Annotated in this window: 15 protein-coding genes; 8 read left to right on the forward strand and 7 right to left on the reverse strand. The window is 36.3% G+C overall.

Features of this window, described 5'->3' with window-relative positions; translation table 11 throughout:
* Positions 1-12: 12 nt before the first annotated feature.
* Complete coding sequence (locus CLU97_RS02190) at positions 13-1,236, reverse strand: IS4 family transposase (protein ID WP_121486493.1); 1,224 nt, start codon at positions 1,234-1,236, stop codon at positions 13-15.
* Positions 1,237-1,450: 214 nt separating this feature from the next.
* On the opposite strand from CLU97_RS02190, the gene CLU97_RS02195 reads away from it, so the two are divergent.
* Both CLU97_RS02195 and CLU97_RS02200 read left to right on the forward strand, forming a co-directional pair.
* Positions 1,451-2,938 carry a hypothetical protein gene (locus tag CLU97_RS02195; RefSeq protein ID WP_121486494.1) on the forward strand — a complete coding sequence of 496 codons (1,488 nt, stop codon included), beginning with the start codon at positions 1,451-1,453 and terminating at the stop codon, positions 2,936-2,938.
* Between the two features lie 45 nt (positions 2,939-2,983).
* Complete coding sequence (locus CLU97_RS02200) at positions 2,984-4,513, forward strand: hypothetical protein (RefSeq protein ID WP_121486495.1); 1,530 nt, start codon at positions 2,984-2,986, stop codon at positions 4,511-4,513.
* Between the two features lie 84 nt (positions 4,514-4,597).
* Here the strand turns inward: CLU97_RS02200 and CLU97_RS02205 are convergent, their stop codons facing one another.
* Positions 4,598-5,926 (reverse strand): M48 family metallopeptidase, encoded by a 1,329-nt coding sequence (locus CLU97_RS02205; RefSeq protein ID WP_228437470.1) that lies wholly within the window; start codon positions 5,924-5,926, stop codon positions 4,598-4,600.
* Between the two features lie 100 nt (positions 5,927-6,026).
* On the opposite strand from CLU97_RS02205, the gene CLU97_RS02210 reads away from it, so the two are divergent.
* From CLU97_RS02210 to CLU97_RS02220, 3 genes are read left to right on the forward strand one after another with little or no spacing between them, the layout of a single operon-like run.
* Positions 6,027-7,160: a serine hydrolase domain-containing protein gene (locus tag CLU97_RS02210; protein ID WP_121486497.1), complete on the forward strand. Its 1,134-nt coding sequence runs from the start codon at positions 6,027-6,029 to the stop codon at positions 7,158-7,160.
* A gap of 5 nt (positions 7,161-7,165) precedes the next feature.
* Complete coding sequence (locus CLU97_RS02215) at positions 7,166-7,777, forward strand: YdeI/OmpD-associated family protein (protein WP_121486498.1); 612 nt, start codon at positions 7,166-7,168, stop codon at positions 7,775-7,777.
* Positions 7,778-7,789: 12 nt separating this feature from the next.
* Entirely contained in the window at positions 7,790-9,349 is a 1,560-nt protein-coding gene (locus CLU97_RS02220) for a helix-turn-helix domain-containing protein (RefSeq protein WP_121486499.1), read from the forward strand.
* Here CLU97_RS02220 and CLU97_RS02225 read toward each other — a convergent pair whose 3' ends face one another.
* The 5 genes from CLU97_RS02225 to CLU97_RS02245 form a co-directional block, all read right to left on the reverse strand.
* Entirely contained in the window at positions 9,350-10,264 is a 915-nt protein-coding gene (locus CLU97_RS02225) for a hypothetical protein (protein ID WP_121486500.1), read from the reverse strand.
* A gap of 8 nt (positions 10,265-10,272) precedes the next feature.
* Positions 10,273-11,085, reverse strand: coding sequence for a hypothetical protein (locus tag CLU97_RS02230; RefSeq protein ID WP_121486501.1), 813 nt, complete (start codon positions 11,083-11,085; stop codon positions 10,273-10,275).
* Between the two features lie 10 nt (positions 11,086-11,095).
* Positions 11,096-11,956 carry a hypothetical protein gene (locus CLU97_RS23525; RefSeq protein WP_183084501.1) on the reverse strand — a complete coding sequence of 287 codons (861 nt, stop codon included), beginning with the start codon at positions 11,954-11,956 and terminating at the stop codon, positions 11,096-11,098.
* A gap of 233 nt (positions 11,957-12,189) precedes the next feature.
* Positions 12,190-13,461 carry a Y-family DNA polymerase gene (locus CLU97_RS02240; protein ID WP_121486502.1) on the reverse strand — a complete coding sequence of 424 codons (1,272 nt, stop codon included), beginning with the start codon at positions 13,459-13,461 and terminating at the stop codon, positions 12,190-12,192.
* A gap of 183 nt (positions 13,462-13,644) precedes the next feature.
* On the reverse strand, positions 13,645-15,228 hold the full coding sequence (locus tag CLU97_RS02245) for a Na+/H+ antiporter (protein WP_121489626.1): 1,584 nt from the start codon (positions 15,226-15,228) through the stop codon (positions 13,645-13,647).
* A 214-nt stretch (positions 15,229-15,442) separates the two neighbouring features.
* Between CLU97_RS02245 and CLU97_RS02250 the strand changes: the two genes are divergently transcribed.
* From CLU97_RS02250 to CLU97_RS02260, 3 genes are all read left to right on the forward strand, one after another.
* Complete coding sequence (locus CLU97_RS02250; RefSeq protein WP_121486503.1) at positions 15,443-15,943, forward strand: M15 family metallopeptidase; 501 nt, start codon at positions 15,443-15,445, stop codon at positions 15,941-15,943.
* Between the two features lie 190 nt (positions 15,944-16,133).
* Positions 16,134-17,171 carry a patatin-like phospholipase family protein gene (locus tag CLU97_RS02255; RefSeq protein ID WP_121486504.1) on the forward strand — a complete coding sequence of 346 codons (1,038 nt, stop codon included), beginning with the start codon at positions 16,134-16,136 and terminating at the stop codon, positions 17,169-17,171.
* Between the two features lie 158 nt (positions 17,172-17,329).
* Positions 17,330-17,575 carry a hypothetical protein gene (locus CLU97_RS02260; protein ID WP_121486505.1) on the forward strand — a complete coding sequence of 82 codons (246 nt, stop codon included), beginning with the start codon at positions 17,330-17,332 and terminating at the stop codon, positions 17,573-17,575.
* Positions 17,576-17,662 lie beyond the last annotated feature (87 nt).

Raw genomic sequence — 17,662 nt, forward strand, 5'->3', positions numbered from 1 at the left:
TCCGACCATTTTTTATGTTTTAAGTTTTGAAGACTTTTGCAGGATCCCCCCCGCAAATATTATTAAAATTGCGGTAATCATATCCCGAAGTTCCATAGCGATGCGTCTTTTAGCTGTTTTATATCCTAAATTGTTTACTTTTTTGTAAATCAAGAGCAGCATAGAAGCAATCATTGTCATGTAGAGCATTACTTCAATTCCGTTTTTATTGAGCGAAACAAGATGGCTTAAATTCAACTCTTGTTTCATAAATCTGAAGAATACCTCAATATCCCACCTTTTACGGTAATAATCCGATATTTCTTTGGCAGAAAGTTCAAATTCGTTGGTTATGAACCAAAGTTCTTTAGCTGTTTTTTCATTTTTGATAACGATCAACCGAAAATATGTTTCTACTTTTTCTTCACGATGATGAATATTTCCCCGTTTGTTTTGGATGGGTTTTCCGGTGTAAAGCTTCACTTTGCTGTCTTTAATAACTCCCCAATCATCCCATTTTATTGGGGTTTCTGTTTTAATAAAAGATTCAATCTCTTCATATTTCCTGTTTTCTTTGGAACGGATAATAAATTTCAGAAGCTTTTCTTCAAAATCTTTCATCGTCCTTGTAGACTGGATCCCTCTGTCTATGATATAAATATTATCATGATGATCTTCTTTTTTCACCTGGTTCAGAACAGCCTGGGCAAGAGCATTATCTTCTGTTGAGTATTTTTGCCCCGTAAAAACATCTACCGCTGATGGCAAAATTCCGTCAAATGAAAAACTGAATTTCACTAATTTTTTTCCACTTTTCTGATCAATTCCTTCTTTAAGCTTGTTACATGTATCAGCTACAATGGTACTGTCAACTCTGATTAAGTTGTATTTTTCGATTTCTGTCTTGGAATAAAGTTCCGAAAATCTTTCGTACATCTGTTCGTAGATTTCTAGGAAATAATTGGAATCAATTTTTGAAAGCCTCTCAGAAATTGAACTCCTTCGAATCTTTTCCTCTTCCCCTAAACCAAATAAGGCTTTGAATCCACTGCTATTAAAAGTATCTTCGAGTGTTCTTTGACTTAATTTTTCATTATCAAATATGCAATACAAAAGCAGGTAGAATATTTTTCTTCCATGCAAAACTTTACTATAATAATCCACTTTTGTACTTGCGGAAAGGTGACTTAAAAGTGCTTCGGGAATAAATTCTAAAACATCTTTAAGTGATATTTTGTGATCTTTAAAAACTGACATAAACAATTGATTATCAGCAATAAAGATACAAAAAATGAAACAATAAAACAAATTAAATAGTTGATAATCAATTAATTACAATAATAATATTGAATATCTAAAAACAAAAAGTCGGAAGAAAAAATCTTCCGACCATGACTACTGGTTTCAGGGCTTTTTTAATTTCCTGAAAAACATATGTCAGAAATGATTATTTTTGTGAAAAATACAAACCATGAAAAAAATCATCTGCCTTCTGCTAGGCCTATCTTATGGGTTAATGCATTCTCAATCTCAAGATCTTGCAACAATTGCACAGGGAAAATACCTGGGTTTACAGTCTATTTCAGACAACGAAAAGAATCTTTTCGGATACATGGCTCTTTACGACCTTGGTAAGACAGAAAGTGATAAGAAGAAAAACAAATTAGAATATATTTTGTTTGATAAAAATCTCAATTCTCTTTCCACAGGAAATTTTGAAAGCGATGAGACTGCCGTTGAATACTTTCCTTATATTAATTCAAATAAACAGCTTGTTATCACCCCTTCCTTTAAAATCTATGACTACGCTTTTGACAAATCATTTTATGTTCCTTCGGATTTTATTATTGATCTGCATGATTATCAGATTAAAAAGAAGGATAAACTGGAGTATGACGGAACCAATCTGACATCTATTTCATCTTCAAAAACGAACAGGGAATTAAAAGACGACAATAAGGATCTTAAAAAAGAAAAAGGATATAAACTATATTCTGAAATTGTAGAACTAGACAACGGACAAACAGTTATTTCCGAATTTAAAGATGCTAAAAACGGTTTCAAGGATATTAAGGTAAGCCTTTTCAGCAAAGATCATCAGAAACTCTGGGAATACCCTTTTTTTGATAAAGACCATAAAAACAATTCTGTTAAGTTTAAAATAGCCAATTATGACGATGATGTTTTAATCGCAAAAATATTTAAATACCAGGAGGGAGATCCTGAGTACTATTTTATGGTTTTTGACATGAAAACTGGCAAGCCTTTAAATAAACTTCCGTTTCCCTATGAAACTCATCTTTATATTACTTTGAATTCTGTTGACGGAATTATAAACAGCAAATACAATACAGATAAAACATTAACATCATTATTGAAGTATTCCGGCAGCGCTTCAAATATTGAAGGTTTTGTAAAGCTTACTTATGACAAAACCCAGAATCGGTTATCTTTTAATGAGATCAATCTGCAGGATCTTTATAAGGACCATAAAGATATTGAAGAGCTAAAAGACCCTTTTGATTCTAAAGATCTGGATATACAATCTGTCAACTTTTTACAAAACAATGATGTGATCGCCATTTTTCAGAAAATCAATAAAAAAAACAATGATGTTTCGGATCTTGTGGTGATGGATTATGATCCTGATATGAATCTAAGGAATATCAAAACTTACCCTTCTCAGAAAAACAGTACTTATCTTTTTTCACAATATCTGAACGACAAAAAAGACCTAGCCTTCTTTTATGCCAATACAGAGAAGAAAAGCAGAGAAAAAAAGTGGAATCTTTACATCAATACATTCATAAACGGACAATTCAAACAGGAAACCCTCCCTATGTCTTCAGAAAATAATTTTATCATTCCTTACAATGCAAAAGAGGGATATATTCTGCTTCAGGAACTCAATGAAAAAGAGAAATACAATAAAATTCGTCTGGAAAGATTAAATTATTAAATTTCCTTTTACTAATTCTGTATTTTTGGCATTCAAATTTTAACCATGAAAAAAATAACTATGATCATGTTTGGATTGATCCAGACATTTGCGTTTTCCCAGACACAGGACCTTACGACACTCGCTGCCGGTGATCATGTGGGAATGAATGCTCTATTTGATGATAAAGACAATCTTTACGGTTACGTTTCTCTATATTCTTACGGAAAATCCGGAGATAAGACTAAAAAGTTTGAATATGTTATATTAGACAAAAACCTCAATCCTGTTGCCAATAAAGAATTTGAAGGAGATATCACCGCTGCTTCTTATTTAGGATATGTAGATTTTAAAGGTCAGATTATTCTAAAGCCTTCCATGATGGATTATTCCCTTGTAAAAAGCAAAGAAATCTTCACTCCGGTTTCTATGGTAATCGATCCGAAAACCAACTCTATTACCAGAAAACTCTATTACGACTATCTGGAAAATGGAACCTTCAAAGAAATCAACGAGCCGAAAAGCTGGAAAGAACAGCGTAAGGAGAACCGTGATGAGAAAAAAGATAAGGGCTACAACTACGTTTCTGCTGTAGGAGAACTGAAAAAAGGAGGTTATTTTGCGGTTGAATACAAAGATTTCGGTAAGTACCAAAATAGCAACAGCCTTATGAAGTTTGACGAAAACAAAAAGGAAATCTGGAGGTATAAATACAATACAGACGGAAGCAAAAAAATATACACTACACTCTCTGTTTTGGAAAGAGACGAGAATTATATGTACTGCATCATGAAAAAAGTGAATGACAAGCAGAAAACATTCAGTCTTCTGGTGCTTGATATGAAAACCGGAAAAGAAAAGTCTAACAAGCCTGTTACCGGATTATCTGATGATACAATAGACAATATTGAATCCTATTACTCTAATTACAGAAAAATTGATAATGATAAAACTTTTGATGATAAGGTAGTTTTATTGGGAAGAAATTATGATGATTCCCAATCTGTAGGATTTGCAAGAATGATCCTCAACAAATCGGATTTCTCAGTAGATACAAAAGCAATTAATTACGAGCCTAATATCTCTGCCTTTCTTCCAAAGCTCAACAAAATAGGAATGGTAGAAAGCGGTTACATGCTTCAGACCAAAGACATGTACTTTATGAATGACGGAAGTGTTGGCATTTTATCAGAAAAATATAAACCCGAAGGTCAATACTCTGCTCCCAAAACTACAGATCTTGTCTACATCTACACAGACAAGGATTTTAAAGTGAAAAATGTACAGGTTTTTGAAAAAGAAAAATCAAAATGGGTCAACAGTGATTACCTTTTCTCACAATACCTCAACGGTGGAAAAGATGTGGTCTTTTTCTACCGAGACTATCAAAAAGATGAAGTAACCAAACAGAAAAGATGGAACCTGTTTATCAATACCATTATTGATGGGAAATTCAAACAGGAGATTATTCCTATTTCAGAAAAAGACAATTATGCCGTAACGCCGTATGTAGGAAAAGAAGGCTATATTCTTCTTCGTGAGTATAACGAGAAAGAAAAATTCAATAAGATCCGTTTGGAAAAATTAAATTACTAATACAAAAAGAATCCTGACGAAACATCAGGGTTCTTTCTTTTATGTTTTGGCTAAAGTTCGTTCCTATTGATCCTTTAATTATGATCAGTTTACCTTCGCCATTGTCTCATTCGTCTGATAAAAATCTGCGATATTTTTGATTTCATCAAGGCTTAAATTCCACATGAAATTCAGAAACTGCTGGTAACTTTCACTCTGATCTTTAGGTTCTATCCTATCCAGATACCGGTTCAGATTATAATTTTTTCTCGCTTCGTATATTTTGGAGAAACATCTTCCCAGCCAACTTTTATAATACTTTTCTTCCTCCTCATCCTGCAAAAACTGCATGGCAGTATAAATTCCCACTCCGTAATCTTCCGAATGAAAATAATTAGGTAAAATTTCCATTCTTGCTGTTTTTCTTAGTGCAACAAATAAATCCGTAGGCTTTTCCGGTGTAGCCGGATTTTTAAGCTCAGCAAAAGTCTTTTTAAGCATTTCAATTCTTCTGGATATTTCAGGATGTGATGCCAGAGAATCTTTGTTCAGTTTTTCCTTGTAGAAATTATAGTTATATAGAGAAAAATCTTCCTTTTTCATCCATTTTTCATTGAATGCCTGTTTCGGGAGATTAAATAATTTCCTGTAGGTATCCACCTTCAGTTCTCTTGGTGAGATGGTATCAAAATCTTGCAGCCTCTGAAGAGCATTTACAAACTCCGCTTTCTTAAAATCACTGTTTTTAAAAATGACATAGCCCAAAGAGTCTGCCTGCATTTCGCTTTGTCTTCTTTCCACTCCTTTTTTGTACGCTGTGTTTTTTAAAATATCAAAAGCTTTCTGATTCTGGCTTTGGCTTCGGCTTGTTGTTGTGGATTTTATATTTTCCACTACCACTTTGTCCAGTTTATCCTGCTCAATAATTTTCAGAAAATTTTTCAGGGAATGTCCCTCTATTTTGTGCCCCAGCTCATGGGCTATCACTGCAGCAATCTGTTCTTCATTATTCAGCCAGCTGTAAAGTCCCATATTGATTACAAAAGTACCGTCAGCAAGGCAGTATGCATTGGGAGTATTATCTTTTGCAATCAGAATTTTAAGATCCTGAGGAATTTGTGGATTATTCTTTTTAAGACGTTGAATCATAGCCTGTATACTGGTTTCAAATTCAGATTTAAAGATAAAATCCTTATTTTTCACCTGCTTTTCAAAATCAGTTCCGAATTCTTTATAAATTTTGGATAATTCCGTACCTGTCTTCCCGGAATACTGGGATTTTAATCTCTTTACCGTCGCTTCATTATTTCCTTCGAAATTCTTTAAAAAAGATTTTCGCTGTATATAATCTGCTGTATCTATCGGTTTATAGATTTGGGCAAGTCCCATCATAGAACATAAAAAACATCCCAATACAATCAATTTTCTGGTCATAGTTTTCATCAAATAAGAGCAAAAATAATGTATTTGATGATTCATTGTAATTTTTATAACCAAATTATTTTAAATTTGTTAAAGACCCATTCATGAAAAAATGAGAATACTAAAGTATATGATAGGCGGAGCTGTAGCAGGTGCCGCAGCGGCTTATTTTCTGGGATATGATTATTTATTTAGTGGTATTTCCAAAACTTATCTTAAAGGAAAATCAAGTGCACACATTGATGACGGAAATCTTTTCCCCAGCCATCCTATTGCTACAGAAGAACCCATACTTTGGGAAGAAGATCCGGATTACAATAAAAAGGAATTACCTAAACATTTAGTTGAAAACTTACAACACTCCAGAACAGCCGCTTTTGTAGTGATAAGGAATGGAAAAATTCTTCATGAACAGTATTGGAATGGCTATAACCAGCTTTCACAGACCAATTCTTTTTCTATGGCCAAAGCAGTCACTGTAATGTTGTTAGGAAAAGCACTGGAAGAAGGTATCATTCCAACTATTGATGAAAAACTATCTGATTTTTATTCTGAATTTAAAGATAAACCCTTCGGAAATGAGGTAACCCTTAAAAATCTGGCTCAAATGGAAGCCGGACTGGACTGGGATGAAAATTACAATAATCCGTTTCTGCCCAATGCAAAAGCTTATTATGGAAAAAGCCTTGTAAAAGCAGTGTTTTCAAGAAAATTCAAAGAAGAACCAGGAGTAAGATTTGAATATCAAAGCGGATCTACGCAGCTTCTTGGCTTCGCCCTTAGAAAAGCATTGAATAAACCATTAGCAAGCTATTTATCAGAAAAATTCTGGGTTCCTTTGGGCATGGAGCAAAATGCTAAGTGGAGCACAGACGATCACGGTATGGAAAAAACGTATTGCTGTATTCATTCCAATGCAAGGGATTTTGCCAAGCTGGGACAGCTATTTTTGGATAACGGAAAAGCCGGAGACCAGCAAATACTCAATGCAGACTTCATTGAACAGATGAGAACTCCTACCGAAAAGTCTGAAAACATCTATGGAATGGGGCTTTGGATTAATCATGACAATCCTATTAAACATTATTATTTCCTCGGATTACAGGGACAATACATTATCATGATTCCGGAGCATAATATCGTTATCGTAAAAACCGGAAGCTATTCCAACAACCCTAAAAATGACAGAGGAAGACCAGACCAGGTAAGATTCTTTGTGAATGAAATTGTATCATTATTCCAATAAACACTATGGAAAAATACAGCATAAACGTTGATGAATACATTGAAAAATCTCCGGATTTTGCGAAACCTATTTTAGAATATCTCCGTGAAACCATTCATGAAGCCTGTCCCGATGCAGAAGAGGCCATCAAATGGAAATTTCCTGCTTTTATGTATAAAGGAAAAATTCTCTGCTCCATTACTGCTTTCAAGCAATATTGCAGTCTGGGATTCTGGCTTCACCAGGAGATGAAAACTTTACAGGAAATAGAAACAACTGCTGAAAAAAGTTCAATGTTCAGTTTAGGAAAAGTAACCCGCCTTGAAGATCTTCCATCCAAACCTCAGCTAAAAAGCGCTATCCAGGAAGCCATGGAGCTTACAGACATGGGAGTTACGATGAAAAAAGCCCCTCCATCCAAAGTAGAAATGGATGTTCCTGATTATTTTCAGTCGGCTTTAAATGCCCAGCCAAAAGCAAAAGAAATTTTTGAAAAAGCTTCACCATCTTTCAGAAAAGAGTATATTGCATGGGTTTCCGAAGCCAAAACAGAAGCTACCAAAAACAAAAGATTGGAACAGTCTTTGGAATGGATAGCCGAAGGCAAAGGCCGGAACTGGAAGTACCAGAAAAAATAAAAAACACACGCAATGAAGAAAAAAATTATTCTCTTTTTCTTCCTTATTATTTCATTTTTTACATTCGCTCAATCGTTTGATTTTGAGGGACAATATAAGTATGCCCGCATGCTTTCTTCTAAAAATCCGGACAGCTCGGAAATTGTTCTGAATAAGATTATAGATTCTGCACAGAAAAGAAATGTCCCTGAATTTCTTGCAAAGGCTTATTATTTAAAGTCTTTCAACAGTTATTTGAAATCTGATGCTGAAAAAAGCCTTGATTTTGCTGATAAAGCGCTTAAAGTATCTACTCAAAGCAATTACAGCATTGGGAAGGCACTGGCGTACAGAATGCAGGGAACTCAATATGCAAAGCTTGGGCTGCTTAAAGAATCTTCTACAAGCCTTAGAAATGCACTAGCAGAAGTAAAAACCAATAATACGGAAGAAGGGCATGAGCTGAAAGGGATGATCTTTAATTCTTTTTTGATTCTTCTGAATAAGAATCAGTACAAAGAGAAAGAATATTACTCTAAAAGTGCCATTCAGGAGTTTCAGAAACTTAAAAATACAGCCAGACGAAATGAATTACTGATCTCAGCTTATACCAATATGGGGTATAATTTATCTGAGGTGAAAAAGTTCAGGGAAGCCAAATATTATTTTGCAAATGCTCTTTCGTTGGTGGGAGAAAGCAATTATTATCTTCGGGCCAACATTCTTAATGATATCGGATTTTCTTTTTCAAAACAGAATAAACCGGACAGTGCCGTGCTGTACTTTCAGAAGTCTCTGGCCATTGTAGATCAGTACGGTTTCAATGAAAAAAAGATTGAGGTGACCAAGAATCTTGAAGAAGCTTATGCCCAGCTCCACGATGAATCCAATACCGAGAAGTATAAAATTGAAAATCTTAAATTAAAAGACAGCGTTGCTTACAACAGATCCATGGCTGTCAACAAAACATTATCAAAAAAAGAGAAAAGTTTCCATCAGCAGCTCAACGAAAGCCACAGTATTTCAAAATGGCTTATTATCGCCTGTATTGCTCTGCTAATTGTTTTAGGAGCGATGATTTTCAATAGCATTCGTCTGCGAAAAAAACATAAAGAAGCGGTTGCTAAAATTTACAAAGATGGAATTTCACCTGTTGTTTATGAGGAAGATCCACTGGAAACTTCTGAGGATATTCAGACAAAAAACACCCCTACTCCTATTGAAATAAAAATTTCGCCTGAAGTAGAGGAAAACATACTAGATGGATTAACAATTTTTGAAGAAAACCTTGAGTTTAACAACAAAAACATTTCTCGTTATAATCTTGCAAATACGTTGAATATCAACACAAAATATCTTTCAACGGTTATCAAGAAACATAAAAAATTTAATTTTAACCAATACATTAATCACCTGAGGATCAATTATATCGTCAATCAGCTGAAAAATGAGCCTCAATACAGGAAATATAAGATCAATCACCTTGCTGAAATCACAGGATATTCATCTCACAGTGCCTTTTCTCTTGAATTCAAGAAAATCACAGGACTGCATCCGTCTGCCTTCATCAAAACCCTTGATGAGATTTCCTAATTACTGTTCTGCTATGGTCAAATTATTATAACCGCCCGTATTATTAAGCGAAAAATTCGCAACGTTTGAGTTATTTAAATTAAACCAGATGTAAGGCATCAGCCTCTGCCCTGTCGTCATATAGAATGAAGCGGTGCAGTTACTTCCTGCGTCAATATTCCCAACACTGTTTGAGGACATGGTATTGGCACATTTCACGGTATTAACAATGTTGGCGGCAGTCAATCCTGCTGTATTATCATAAAGCTGCCAGATCGCTTCTATCTGAATAGGGTTTAAAGGATCTGCCGTGTAATTAATAGCCATTGGAGCCAGATCTGTGGTGAACGTGGCTACATAAATTCCGTTTCTGGGTGCTGTAAAAATACCCGTTCCAGCATTGAAAGTTGTCCCGGAATTACTCTCAAAAGTTTTACTCCAGTCTACCAGATAATTACTTGCTCTGTTCTGCAAACCAGCTGTTACCGTTGGCGTGGCAGGAGTTACAAGCTTTACATTATTCGTTGTTTTGGCCGCAATCACAATCACTTTATTACTGGCAGGCTGAGCTGTCAACAGGGGAAGCCATTCATTTCCGTTGGAGTATTCCACTCCGCTGTTATAACGCACCGCTCCTTCATCTGCTGCAACTGCTGTGAGGGTGGAAGTTCCAAAACCAATGGCACCGTTTCCGGAATTTCTGGCATCTACTTTTACCGCGGGGCTCAAAGTTCCCACTCCTATTTTTCCCGCGCTGTTCACAAGAATATCATTAGCCTGCTGAGCGGGAGTAAATGTTGATCCTGAAACAGGATTATCTTTCTGCCCGTCAATATGCAGAATACCCTGCGGGTTTGGGGTATTGATTCCAATTTGTGAAAATGCAAACTGGAAGCTTAAAGTCATTAAAATCAATAAACAATTTTTTTTCATCATGTATCTTTTTATAATCCGAAAATACTTAAAGAAGTCAGCGTAGAATCCGTATCCAGTGTTTTTGAACTTCCCAGTTTTTGATTCAGGCTTACGGTAATATTATCACCCTGGTTCAGGTTAAAAATTCCGGAGCAGTTCCCTGCAACGCGGTTTCCGATCGTATTGTTTCCTGGGTAACTTCCTACACATTTAAAAACTTTACCTGTTGAAGAAGACGCCGAATTGGTCTGAATTAAAGTTTCATACCTTGAATCATCCGCAATACTTCCCGAAGTCAGTGAAAAGGTAAATGAAACGATGTACACACCCGTTTTTGAAGCGATAAATGTTCCTGTACCTGCATTAAAGCTGCTGTTCACATCCGTTTTCTTAGTCCAGCCAATAACAGTTGCCTGTACTCCATCACTAAAGCTTTGTGTAGAAGCATTTTCTGCATCCACAAAGTCATTCGGAGCTTTATGAGCCAATGTTACCCAGGCTGTTCCGTTAGAATAGCTCAAATCCTGAGTCCCGGAATTATACCTCATCGCTCCGGCCTTTGCTGCCGAAGCAGCTTGTGAAGTTCCTCCGATTCCTATTGCATTTAAACGTTCTCCTGATCTCAGATCAAGTCTTGTTTTGGGAGTTTTAGTTCCTATCCCTATATTTCCAGATTGGGTAATGACAACATCATCGTAATAGCTGGAAGGTGTAGAAACTGTGGTATTTTTTTGTCCGTCTATATGTACTGTTGCTTCCGGAGAAGACATATTGATTCCTATCTGTGCCTTTATCCCTATGCCTAAGCAAATGACCAGGAGCAGTCCTAATTTTTTTCTCATATCAAATGTGTTATTGTTCTAAAATAGAAAGATTTACAAAGCCGTATTCATTGCTTGCAGAAGAGGTATCTGTTCTCAGGCTCAGGTTTCCATTATAAACAGACTGATAAATATAAGGCTGAAGGGTATCCCCTTTGTTCAGCTGAACTCCGGCAACACAGGATCCTGCTACCTGTGCCTGTTTTGAAATATTGGAGTAAGATTTTACGCATTTCTTTACCGTAGTGTTTCCGTTCACAACATATCTTGCTTCTGAAAAATAGCCTGAAACAATAGGAATTCTTACAAAGTCATACGTAAAAGAAACAAGATACACTCCGGTTCTTGGAGCCGTAAAAACACCTGTTCCGGGAGTAAAATTTCCTGTGGGATCGGAAACCTCCGTCCATCCTGTAATGCCTGTAGAAACCTGATAAGGGATTTTTACAGCAAAGTTAGCTGCCTGAAGATTGGCTGCTACTACCGCTTTGGTAGGGGAAGAAATAAGATCCTGCCATACTACACCATCAGAATACTGCATCTTTCCGCCATTCAGTGGATTATATCTTACAGCCCCTCCACCTGCCACTGAAGCGGTTTGGCTGGTCTCTCCTATTCCGATTGAGTTGTCTGAATTCGTTACCGAGCGTGTGTCTATCTTAACAGCTGGCGTTAAAGTTCCAATTCCTATTTCTCCGGCAGAAGTGATGGCAACATCATTAGCTATCTGAGCAGAGGATGGAACTCCGGATGAGGGATTATCTTTTCCCCCATCCACATGGAAAGTGGTTTGAGGATTTGAAGTATTAATACCTACTTGTGCTTTTGAATAACTTATCGTCAGGCACAAAGGAAACAGTATTCCCTTCATCAAAATACTTAGATTTTTCATGTAATTTGTGGTTTTTAAATCGTGTACAATTCTTGGTCAAAGATAAATGTAAAAGCATATGTCCTACAATAGCACTACACCAGCCACAAAAACATAAAACACTGACAAACAATAAAATAACGCTTTATTTTACATTATCAAAATACGGAATTTTACTATTTAAAATAAAACCAGCACGTTATTTTGTTGGAAATTTTAAAAGAATTTTTATTTTTTTGAAGAAAAATTTAAGCCTAATGAAATCTGAAATTGGCTTCCGGCAATGTATTCTTTTTCAGGAAGGCTTCATATTCCGGGGAGAGTTTTGCACGTCCAAAAGTATTTTCTCCGCTCATGCTTCCAAGACGGACTTTATCTTTCCCGAATTTTCGGTTCATAGCATCCATGGCCTTCATCACAGGAAGATGCTGGTTTTGAATATCTTCCTCAAAAAGACCAATCTGTCTCTGATCTTCGGGAACAAAATCATTCACCATCACTCCGGCTCTCTTATAATGAAATCCTTCTCTATAAACAGCTTCAAAGAGCTCATTCACCACTCTTCCGATCAGGATGGATGAATTGGTAGGATTAGAAAGAATGCGGGTCATTGCATTTTTGTATTCGGGCAGGTCTTTTCTGAATCGGTTGGTCTGCACAAAAACCGTGATCATTTTGCAGCAGGTATTCTGCTTTCTTAATCTTTCCGAGCAATACATTCCAAAAGTTTCTACTCTTTCCCTCACTTCTTCTTTCTTAGTGAGCATCTGCATAAAACTTCTGGTAACAACTATGGATTTTTTAGGAGAAGGTGCATCCAGCTCAAGCTGACGAATTCCTCTCAATTCATTAATCATTCTTACTCCATGAATTCCCATCACTTTCCTGATCCACATTTCGGGCTTCTGAAGAAGATCCCAGGCTTTGTATACACCACTGTCGTTCATTTTAACGGCAAGTCTTCGCCCTATTCCCCATACGTCTCCTATGTTGAGCCATTTCAGGGCTTTTTCAATTTTTTCAGGTGTATCCAGAATGTAAACCCCTTTAAAATTATCCGGAAACTCTTTTACAATCCTGTTTGCCACTTTACATAAGGTCTTGGTGGGAGCAATTCCTATACTTACCGGAATATTTTCTTTCTCATGGATCTCATTTCTGATTTTAAGACAATATGCGTAAATATCAGTGTATTTGAATCCCGTCAAATCAAGAAAAAGCTCGTCAATACTGTACACTTCATGGTCTAGAACATAGGATTTAGCAATATTAATAACCTGCTGGCTTTTATAATTATACAGTTCAAATTTTGCAGAAAAACTTTTCACATCATGTTTCTGAAAAAGCTCTTTGTACTTGAATGCAGGAGCTGCCATAGGAATTCCCAGATCTTTTGCTTCTTTACTTCTGGACACAACACACCCATCGTTGTTGGAAAGTACCACAACGGGTTTGCCTTCAAGATCAGGATCTAAAGTCCTTTCGCAGGAAACAAAAAAATTGTTACAATCTACCAGAGCGTACATGACAATTGTATAGTAAATATCTATACAAAATTATAGCTTTTAAAGAATAAAATCATCTTTTCAACTATAATTAACATCATATTTAACAGTCTGAAAAACAAATAAATAAAATTTTTAAACACGACACGTTTTGTCGCATTAGCGCTTTAATTTTGTATTCAAAAACATTTATTAAAACAAAGATTAAATCATTCTCAGACGTTCTTCCTCAAGATCCAGCTGGTAGAGCTGATGGCGGATAATTTCTTCATTAACGGTAATATCTTTATTCAATTCTGAAAGAAACTGTCTTTGGCTCTCCAGCATTTCAAAGAAGATATCTTTAGTCTTTTCATTCATCCATTCCGTATCATTATTCTGTATTTTTTCCTCCCAGTGCTTCAGCATTCTTTCTAATCCGGCATGGCCGTTAAGTTCTTTTTCATGCTTGCTTTTAAGAAAATGATAAACATGTTGTTTCAGTTTGTGTTTTATTTCTTCCCGGGCTTGCTTGTCTTTATCTTCATCAGTAAAGTCATCAAACACATGTCCATATTTTATAATGTATGGTAATGTAAGTCCCTGAACAAGCAATGTAAGCAGAATCACAACGAAAGTAATGAAGAGGATAAGGTTTCTGTTCGGAAAAGGAAGTCCGTTTTCCAGGGTAATTGGAATGGCCAGTGCTGCAGCTAGTGATACAACTCCTCTCATTCCCGTCCATCCAAGGATAATAGGCAGCAGCATACGTCTTCTTGGTGAAGAAGCACGGGGAGCCACACTTGGCCGGAAAATCAAAGTGGCCATCATAGCGGCATAGGAACTTATGATTCTGGCAGCAATCAGAATACCGGTCACTAATACTCCATATTGAATGGCAATTTTCAAAGGAATACCTTCAGATCGAAGACCGCCAACAATTTCAGGAAGCTCAAGCCCGATAATTAAAAATACAATCCCATTCAGAATAAATACAAAGCTCTGCCATACGCTATATCCCATTATACGACTTGCGCTGTTCAAAAAGATCAGTCTTTTAGCAGACATATACAGACCTCCGCAAACGACAGCTAAAACCCCGGAAGCATGAAACTGTTCTGCAATCCAATACATTAAATAGGGTTCAATAATCGTTAATGCAATATCTGAAGAAGCCTCTGTAGGGAGCCTTTTATGAACCTGCACAAAGATCCAGGCCAATATTAAGCCAATTCCGGCACCCCCGATAATCATCCATAAAAAATCCAGCGAAGCTTCCTGCCATATAAACTGTCCTGTTCCCACGGCAATTAAAGCAAAACGGAATATAATCAGTGAAGAGGCATCATTCAACAGGCTTTCTCCTTCCAAAACAGCGGCTGTAGTAGAAGGTATTTTTACAAACTTCATAATCGCTCCTGTACTTACTGCATCTGGTGGAGAAACAATGCCTCCCAACAGAAATCCGAGAGCAAGAGTGAAACCCGGAATAAAGTAATTAGCCGTTACCGCCACTGCAAGTGCCGTAAAAAAAACCACTAAAAAGGCAAAACTTCCAATAATACGCCACCACCGTTTCATCTCTTTAAAAGAAATAGACCAGGCAGCCTCAAATAAAAGAGGAGGCAGGAATATAAAAAAGATAAGATCCGGATTGATCTTTACAACCGGAAGCCCCGGCACGAAACTAACGAGAAGCCCAAATACAACAAGCAGAATCGGGTAGGCAATTTTTAATTTGGTAGCCCACATATTAAGCAGCACGATGGCTGCGACCATAGCAAGTAAAAAGGGTAAGATGGTATGCATTTGATATTGTGTTTTTTGTCCGTCATATTTACTACTTCTATTTTTTAAAAGCAATTTTTTTTCTCATTTTTATGTTGAAAAATAAATTTTAGTGCTGTAAATATGTTTACAGCCTCAAAATGAATGTCCTGAGATTTTAAACAAAATTCAAATAAAATACGTCAAGTTTCGTCGCTTTCGCGCTATACTTTTGTCCTGTAACAAAATAAGAAATATGGACAAAGTAACCTTAGAACGGATTCAAAAACTTCACCCGTTGGTAAGAGATGAAGTAAAACAAATCATACAGGAATGTGATGAAGCACTTACCGGAAGAGCCAAAATAAGAATCACCCAAGGATTAAGATCTTTTGAAGAACAGGAAAAGCTGTATGCTATCGGAAGAATTACTTCAGGAAAAAAGGTGACTAATGCGAAGGCTGGACAGAGTATTCACAATTATGGCCTTGCGGTAGATATGTGCCTGATGATTGATGGAAAAACGGCAAGTTGGGATACAGCAAAAGACTGGGACAATGATAAAGTTGCAGACTGGTATGAGTGTGTAAAAATTTTTGCCCGCCATGGCTGGGACTGGGGTGGAAACTGGAAAACATTTAAAGATCTTCCCCACTTCGAAAAAAAGAATATTCCATCTAAAAAAGGCCCTGTAAAAACCAGTTGGAGAACGCTTTTGAAGATGCCAAAAGATAAGCAGAATTACGTTATTTTTTAGTGTTATTTATTTGAAATTAAATATAATACGACATGTTCTGTCGCTTCCCTAGCCTACCTTTGCTTTATAAGAAAACAACGGAAAAAGCAATGAAATCTAAGTACAGAATCTCAACATTTTTTGCCCAATTAATGGGTTCTGCAGATTTAAGATTGCATGTGTCCTTTTAACAAACCATTAAAAATATCACATGAAAAAGACAACCATTCTTTCTTTGGACGGAGGTGGAATAAGGGGAATCATTACCTGCATTATTCTGCGTTACATAGAAGAACAGCTTCAGCATTATGATAAGCCAACTGCCAAGCTCGGAGATTATTTTGATCTGGTAGCGGGCAGCAGCACCGGAGGTCTGATTGCTTCTATTATTTTATCTCCCGATGAAACCCGAAAAGCAAAATATTCTATCCAAAAAGGATTGGAATTATATGCTGAAAAAGGCGGCGACATTTTCCAGGTTTCCTTTTGGGAAAAGCTGGTTAATCCATTCGGATTATTGAATGAAAGAATTTCCCAGGAAGCTCTTGAAAAAAACTTAAATGACTTTTTTGGAAATTTAGAATTAAAAGAATTAATAAAACCATGTTTAATAACGAGTTATGATATCGAGAACAGAAGAGCAAAGCTTTTCAACTCATGGAAAGCCCACCTCAGCACAGATAACTTTTTTGTAAAGGATATTTGTAGAGCAACATCAGCGGCTCCCACCTATTTCAGCCCTGTACAGATCAAGTCTATGTACGGACAGATCTTCAGCCTGATTGACGGAGGAATGTTTGCGAATAATCCCGCTCTTTGTGCTTATGCAGAAGCAAGAAAAATTCCTTTTGCAGAGGTTTTAAAGAACCATCAGAAAGCCAATCATCCTAGTGTAAATGACATGATTATTGTTTCTATCGGAACAGGAATTGAGGCAAGACCTTATCCTTTTAAAAGACTTGAAAAAGCCGGAAAAATTGGATGGGTAAGTCCTATTATTGACATTTTAATGTCTGCCAATGCAGAAACCGTAGATTATCAGCTGGAACAGATGTTTCAGACGCTGGGACTTAGAAACCAAAAGAACTATTACCGCCTGAATCCTTCTCTGAAAAATGCTTCTCCAGCAATGGATAACGTGAGAAGGTCTAATATTGAAAACCTGATACAGGCCGGATTGAGCTATATTGATGATAACAGAGAAACATTAAACCAAATTGTTCAGAAGCTCATCAAAAATAAAATATAAGCTTTTAACCTTATAAAGACCCAATATAAGCTTTAGAAATTATATTTTAAAATTGGAAAATATTTTTAAAACACGTCAAGTTTTGTCGTTATCCCCTACTACCTTTGAAGTATCAAAAAAGACACAAAACAACAATCCATAAAAACTTTTAAAAGCCTTTGAATTCAACATTCACCTATGCTGAACAGCCTGAAATATGTTCAAAATATAACCAACACCTTACAACACAAAACATGGAAACACCCAATCACAATACCCATATACTCTTCGATGAAGACCTCTACACTGTAGAATGGAGCGACATCGAGAATGCTGAGATGGATTATGAAAACTATCTCAATGACATTGAAAACTTCTTCAGAGAAGATTTTGAAGAAGGAATACTAGAAGAAGATACTTTTTAATTAAAATTTAAAAAACACGACAAGTTCTGACGCTGTCCGCCATTACCTTTGAAATCTCTATAATACACGCACAGCAATCTCATTAAA

The organism is Chryseobacterium sp. 7, from assembly GCF_003663845.1.
In the GTDB taxonomy this organism is placed as follows: Bacteria; Bacteroidota; Bacteroidia; order Flavobacteriales; family Weeksellaceae; genus Chryseobacterium.

Excerpts from the sequence above, each read along its gene's own strand:
- CLU97_RS02205 (WP_228437470.1), bottom strand. The coding sequence starts at position 5,926 with ATGACCAGAAAATTGATTGTATTGGGATGTTTTTTATGTTCTATGATG.
- CLU97_RS02215 (WP_121486498.1), top strand. The coding sequence starts at position 7,166 with ATGGAAAAATACAGCATAAACGTTGATGAATACATTGAAAAATCTCCG.
- CLU97_RS02200 (WP_121486495.1), top strand. The coding sequence starts at position 2,984 with ATGAAAAAAATAACTATGATCATGTTTGGATTGATCCAGACATTTGCG.
- CLU97_RS02220 (WP_121486499.1), top strand. The coding sequence starts at position 7,790 with ATGAAGAAAAAAATTATTCTCTTTTTCTTCCTTATTATTTCATTTTTT.
- CLU97_RS02255 (WP_121486504.1), top strand. The coding sequence starts at position 16,134 with ATGAAAAAGACAACCATTCTTTCTTTGGACGGAGGTGGAATAAGGGGA.
- CLU97_RS02195 (WP_121486494.1), top strand. The coding sequence starts at position 1,451 with ATGAAAAAAATCATCTGCCTTCTGCTAGGCCTATCTTATGGGTTAATG.
- CLU97_RS02225 (WP_121486500.1), bottom strand. The coding sequence starts at position 10,264 with ATGATGAAAAAAAATTGTTTATTGATTTTAATGACTTTAAGCTTCCAG.
- CLU97_RS02245 (WP_121489626.1), bottom strand. The coding sequence starts at position 15,228 with ATGCATACCATCTTACCCTTTTTACTTGCTATGGTCGCAGCCATCGTG.
- CLU97_RS02210 (WP_121486497.1), top strand. The coding sequence starts at position 6,027 with ATGAGAATACTAAAGTATATGATAGGCGGAGCTGTAGCAGGTGCCGCA.
- CLU97_RS23525 (WP_183084501.1), bottom strand. The coding sequence starts at position 11,956 with ATGAAAAATCTAAGTATTTTGATGAAGGGAATACTGTTTCCTTTGTGC.
- CLU97_RS02230 (WP_121486501.1), bottom strand. The coding sequence starts at position 11,085 with ATGAGAAAAAAATTAGGACTGCTCCTGGTCATTTGCTTAGGCATAGGG.
- CLU97_RS02190 (WP_121486493.1), bottom strand. The coding sequence starts at position 1,236 with ATGTCAGTTTTTAAAGATCACAAAATATCACTTAAAGATGTTTTAGAA.
- CLU97_RS02250 (WP_121486503.1), top strand. The coding sequence starts at position 15,443 with ATGGACAAAGTAACCTTAGAACGGATTCAAAAACTTCACCCGTTGGTA.
- CLU97_RS02240 (WP_121486502.1), bottom strand. The coding sequence starts at position 13,461 with ATGTACGCTCTGGTAGATTGTAACAATTTTTTTGTTTCCTGCGAAAGG.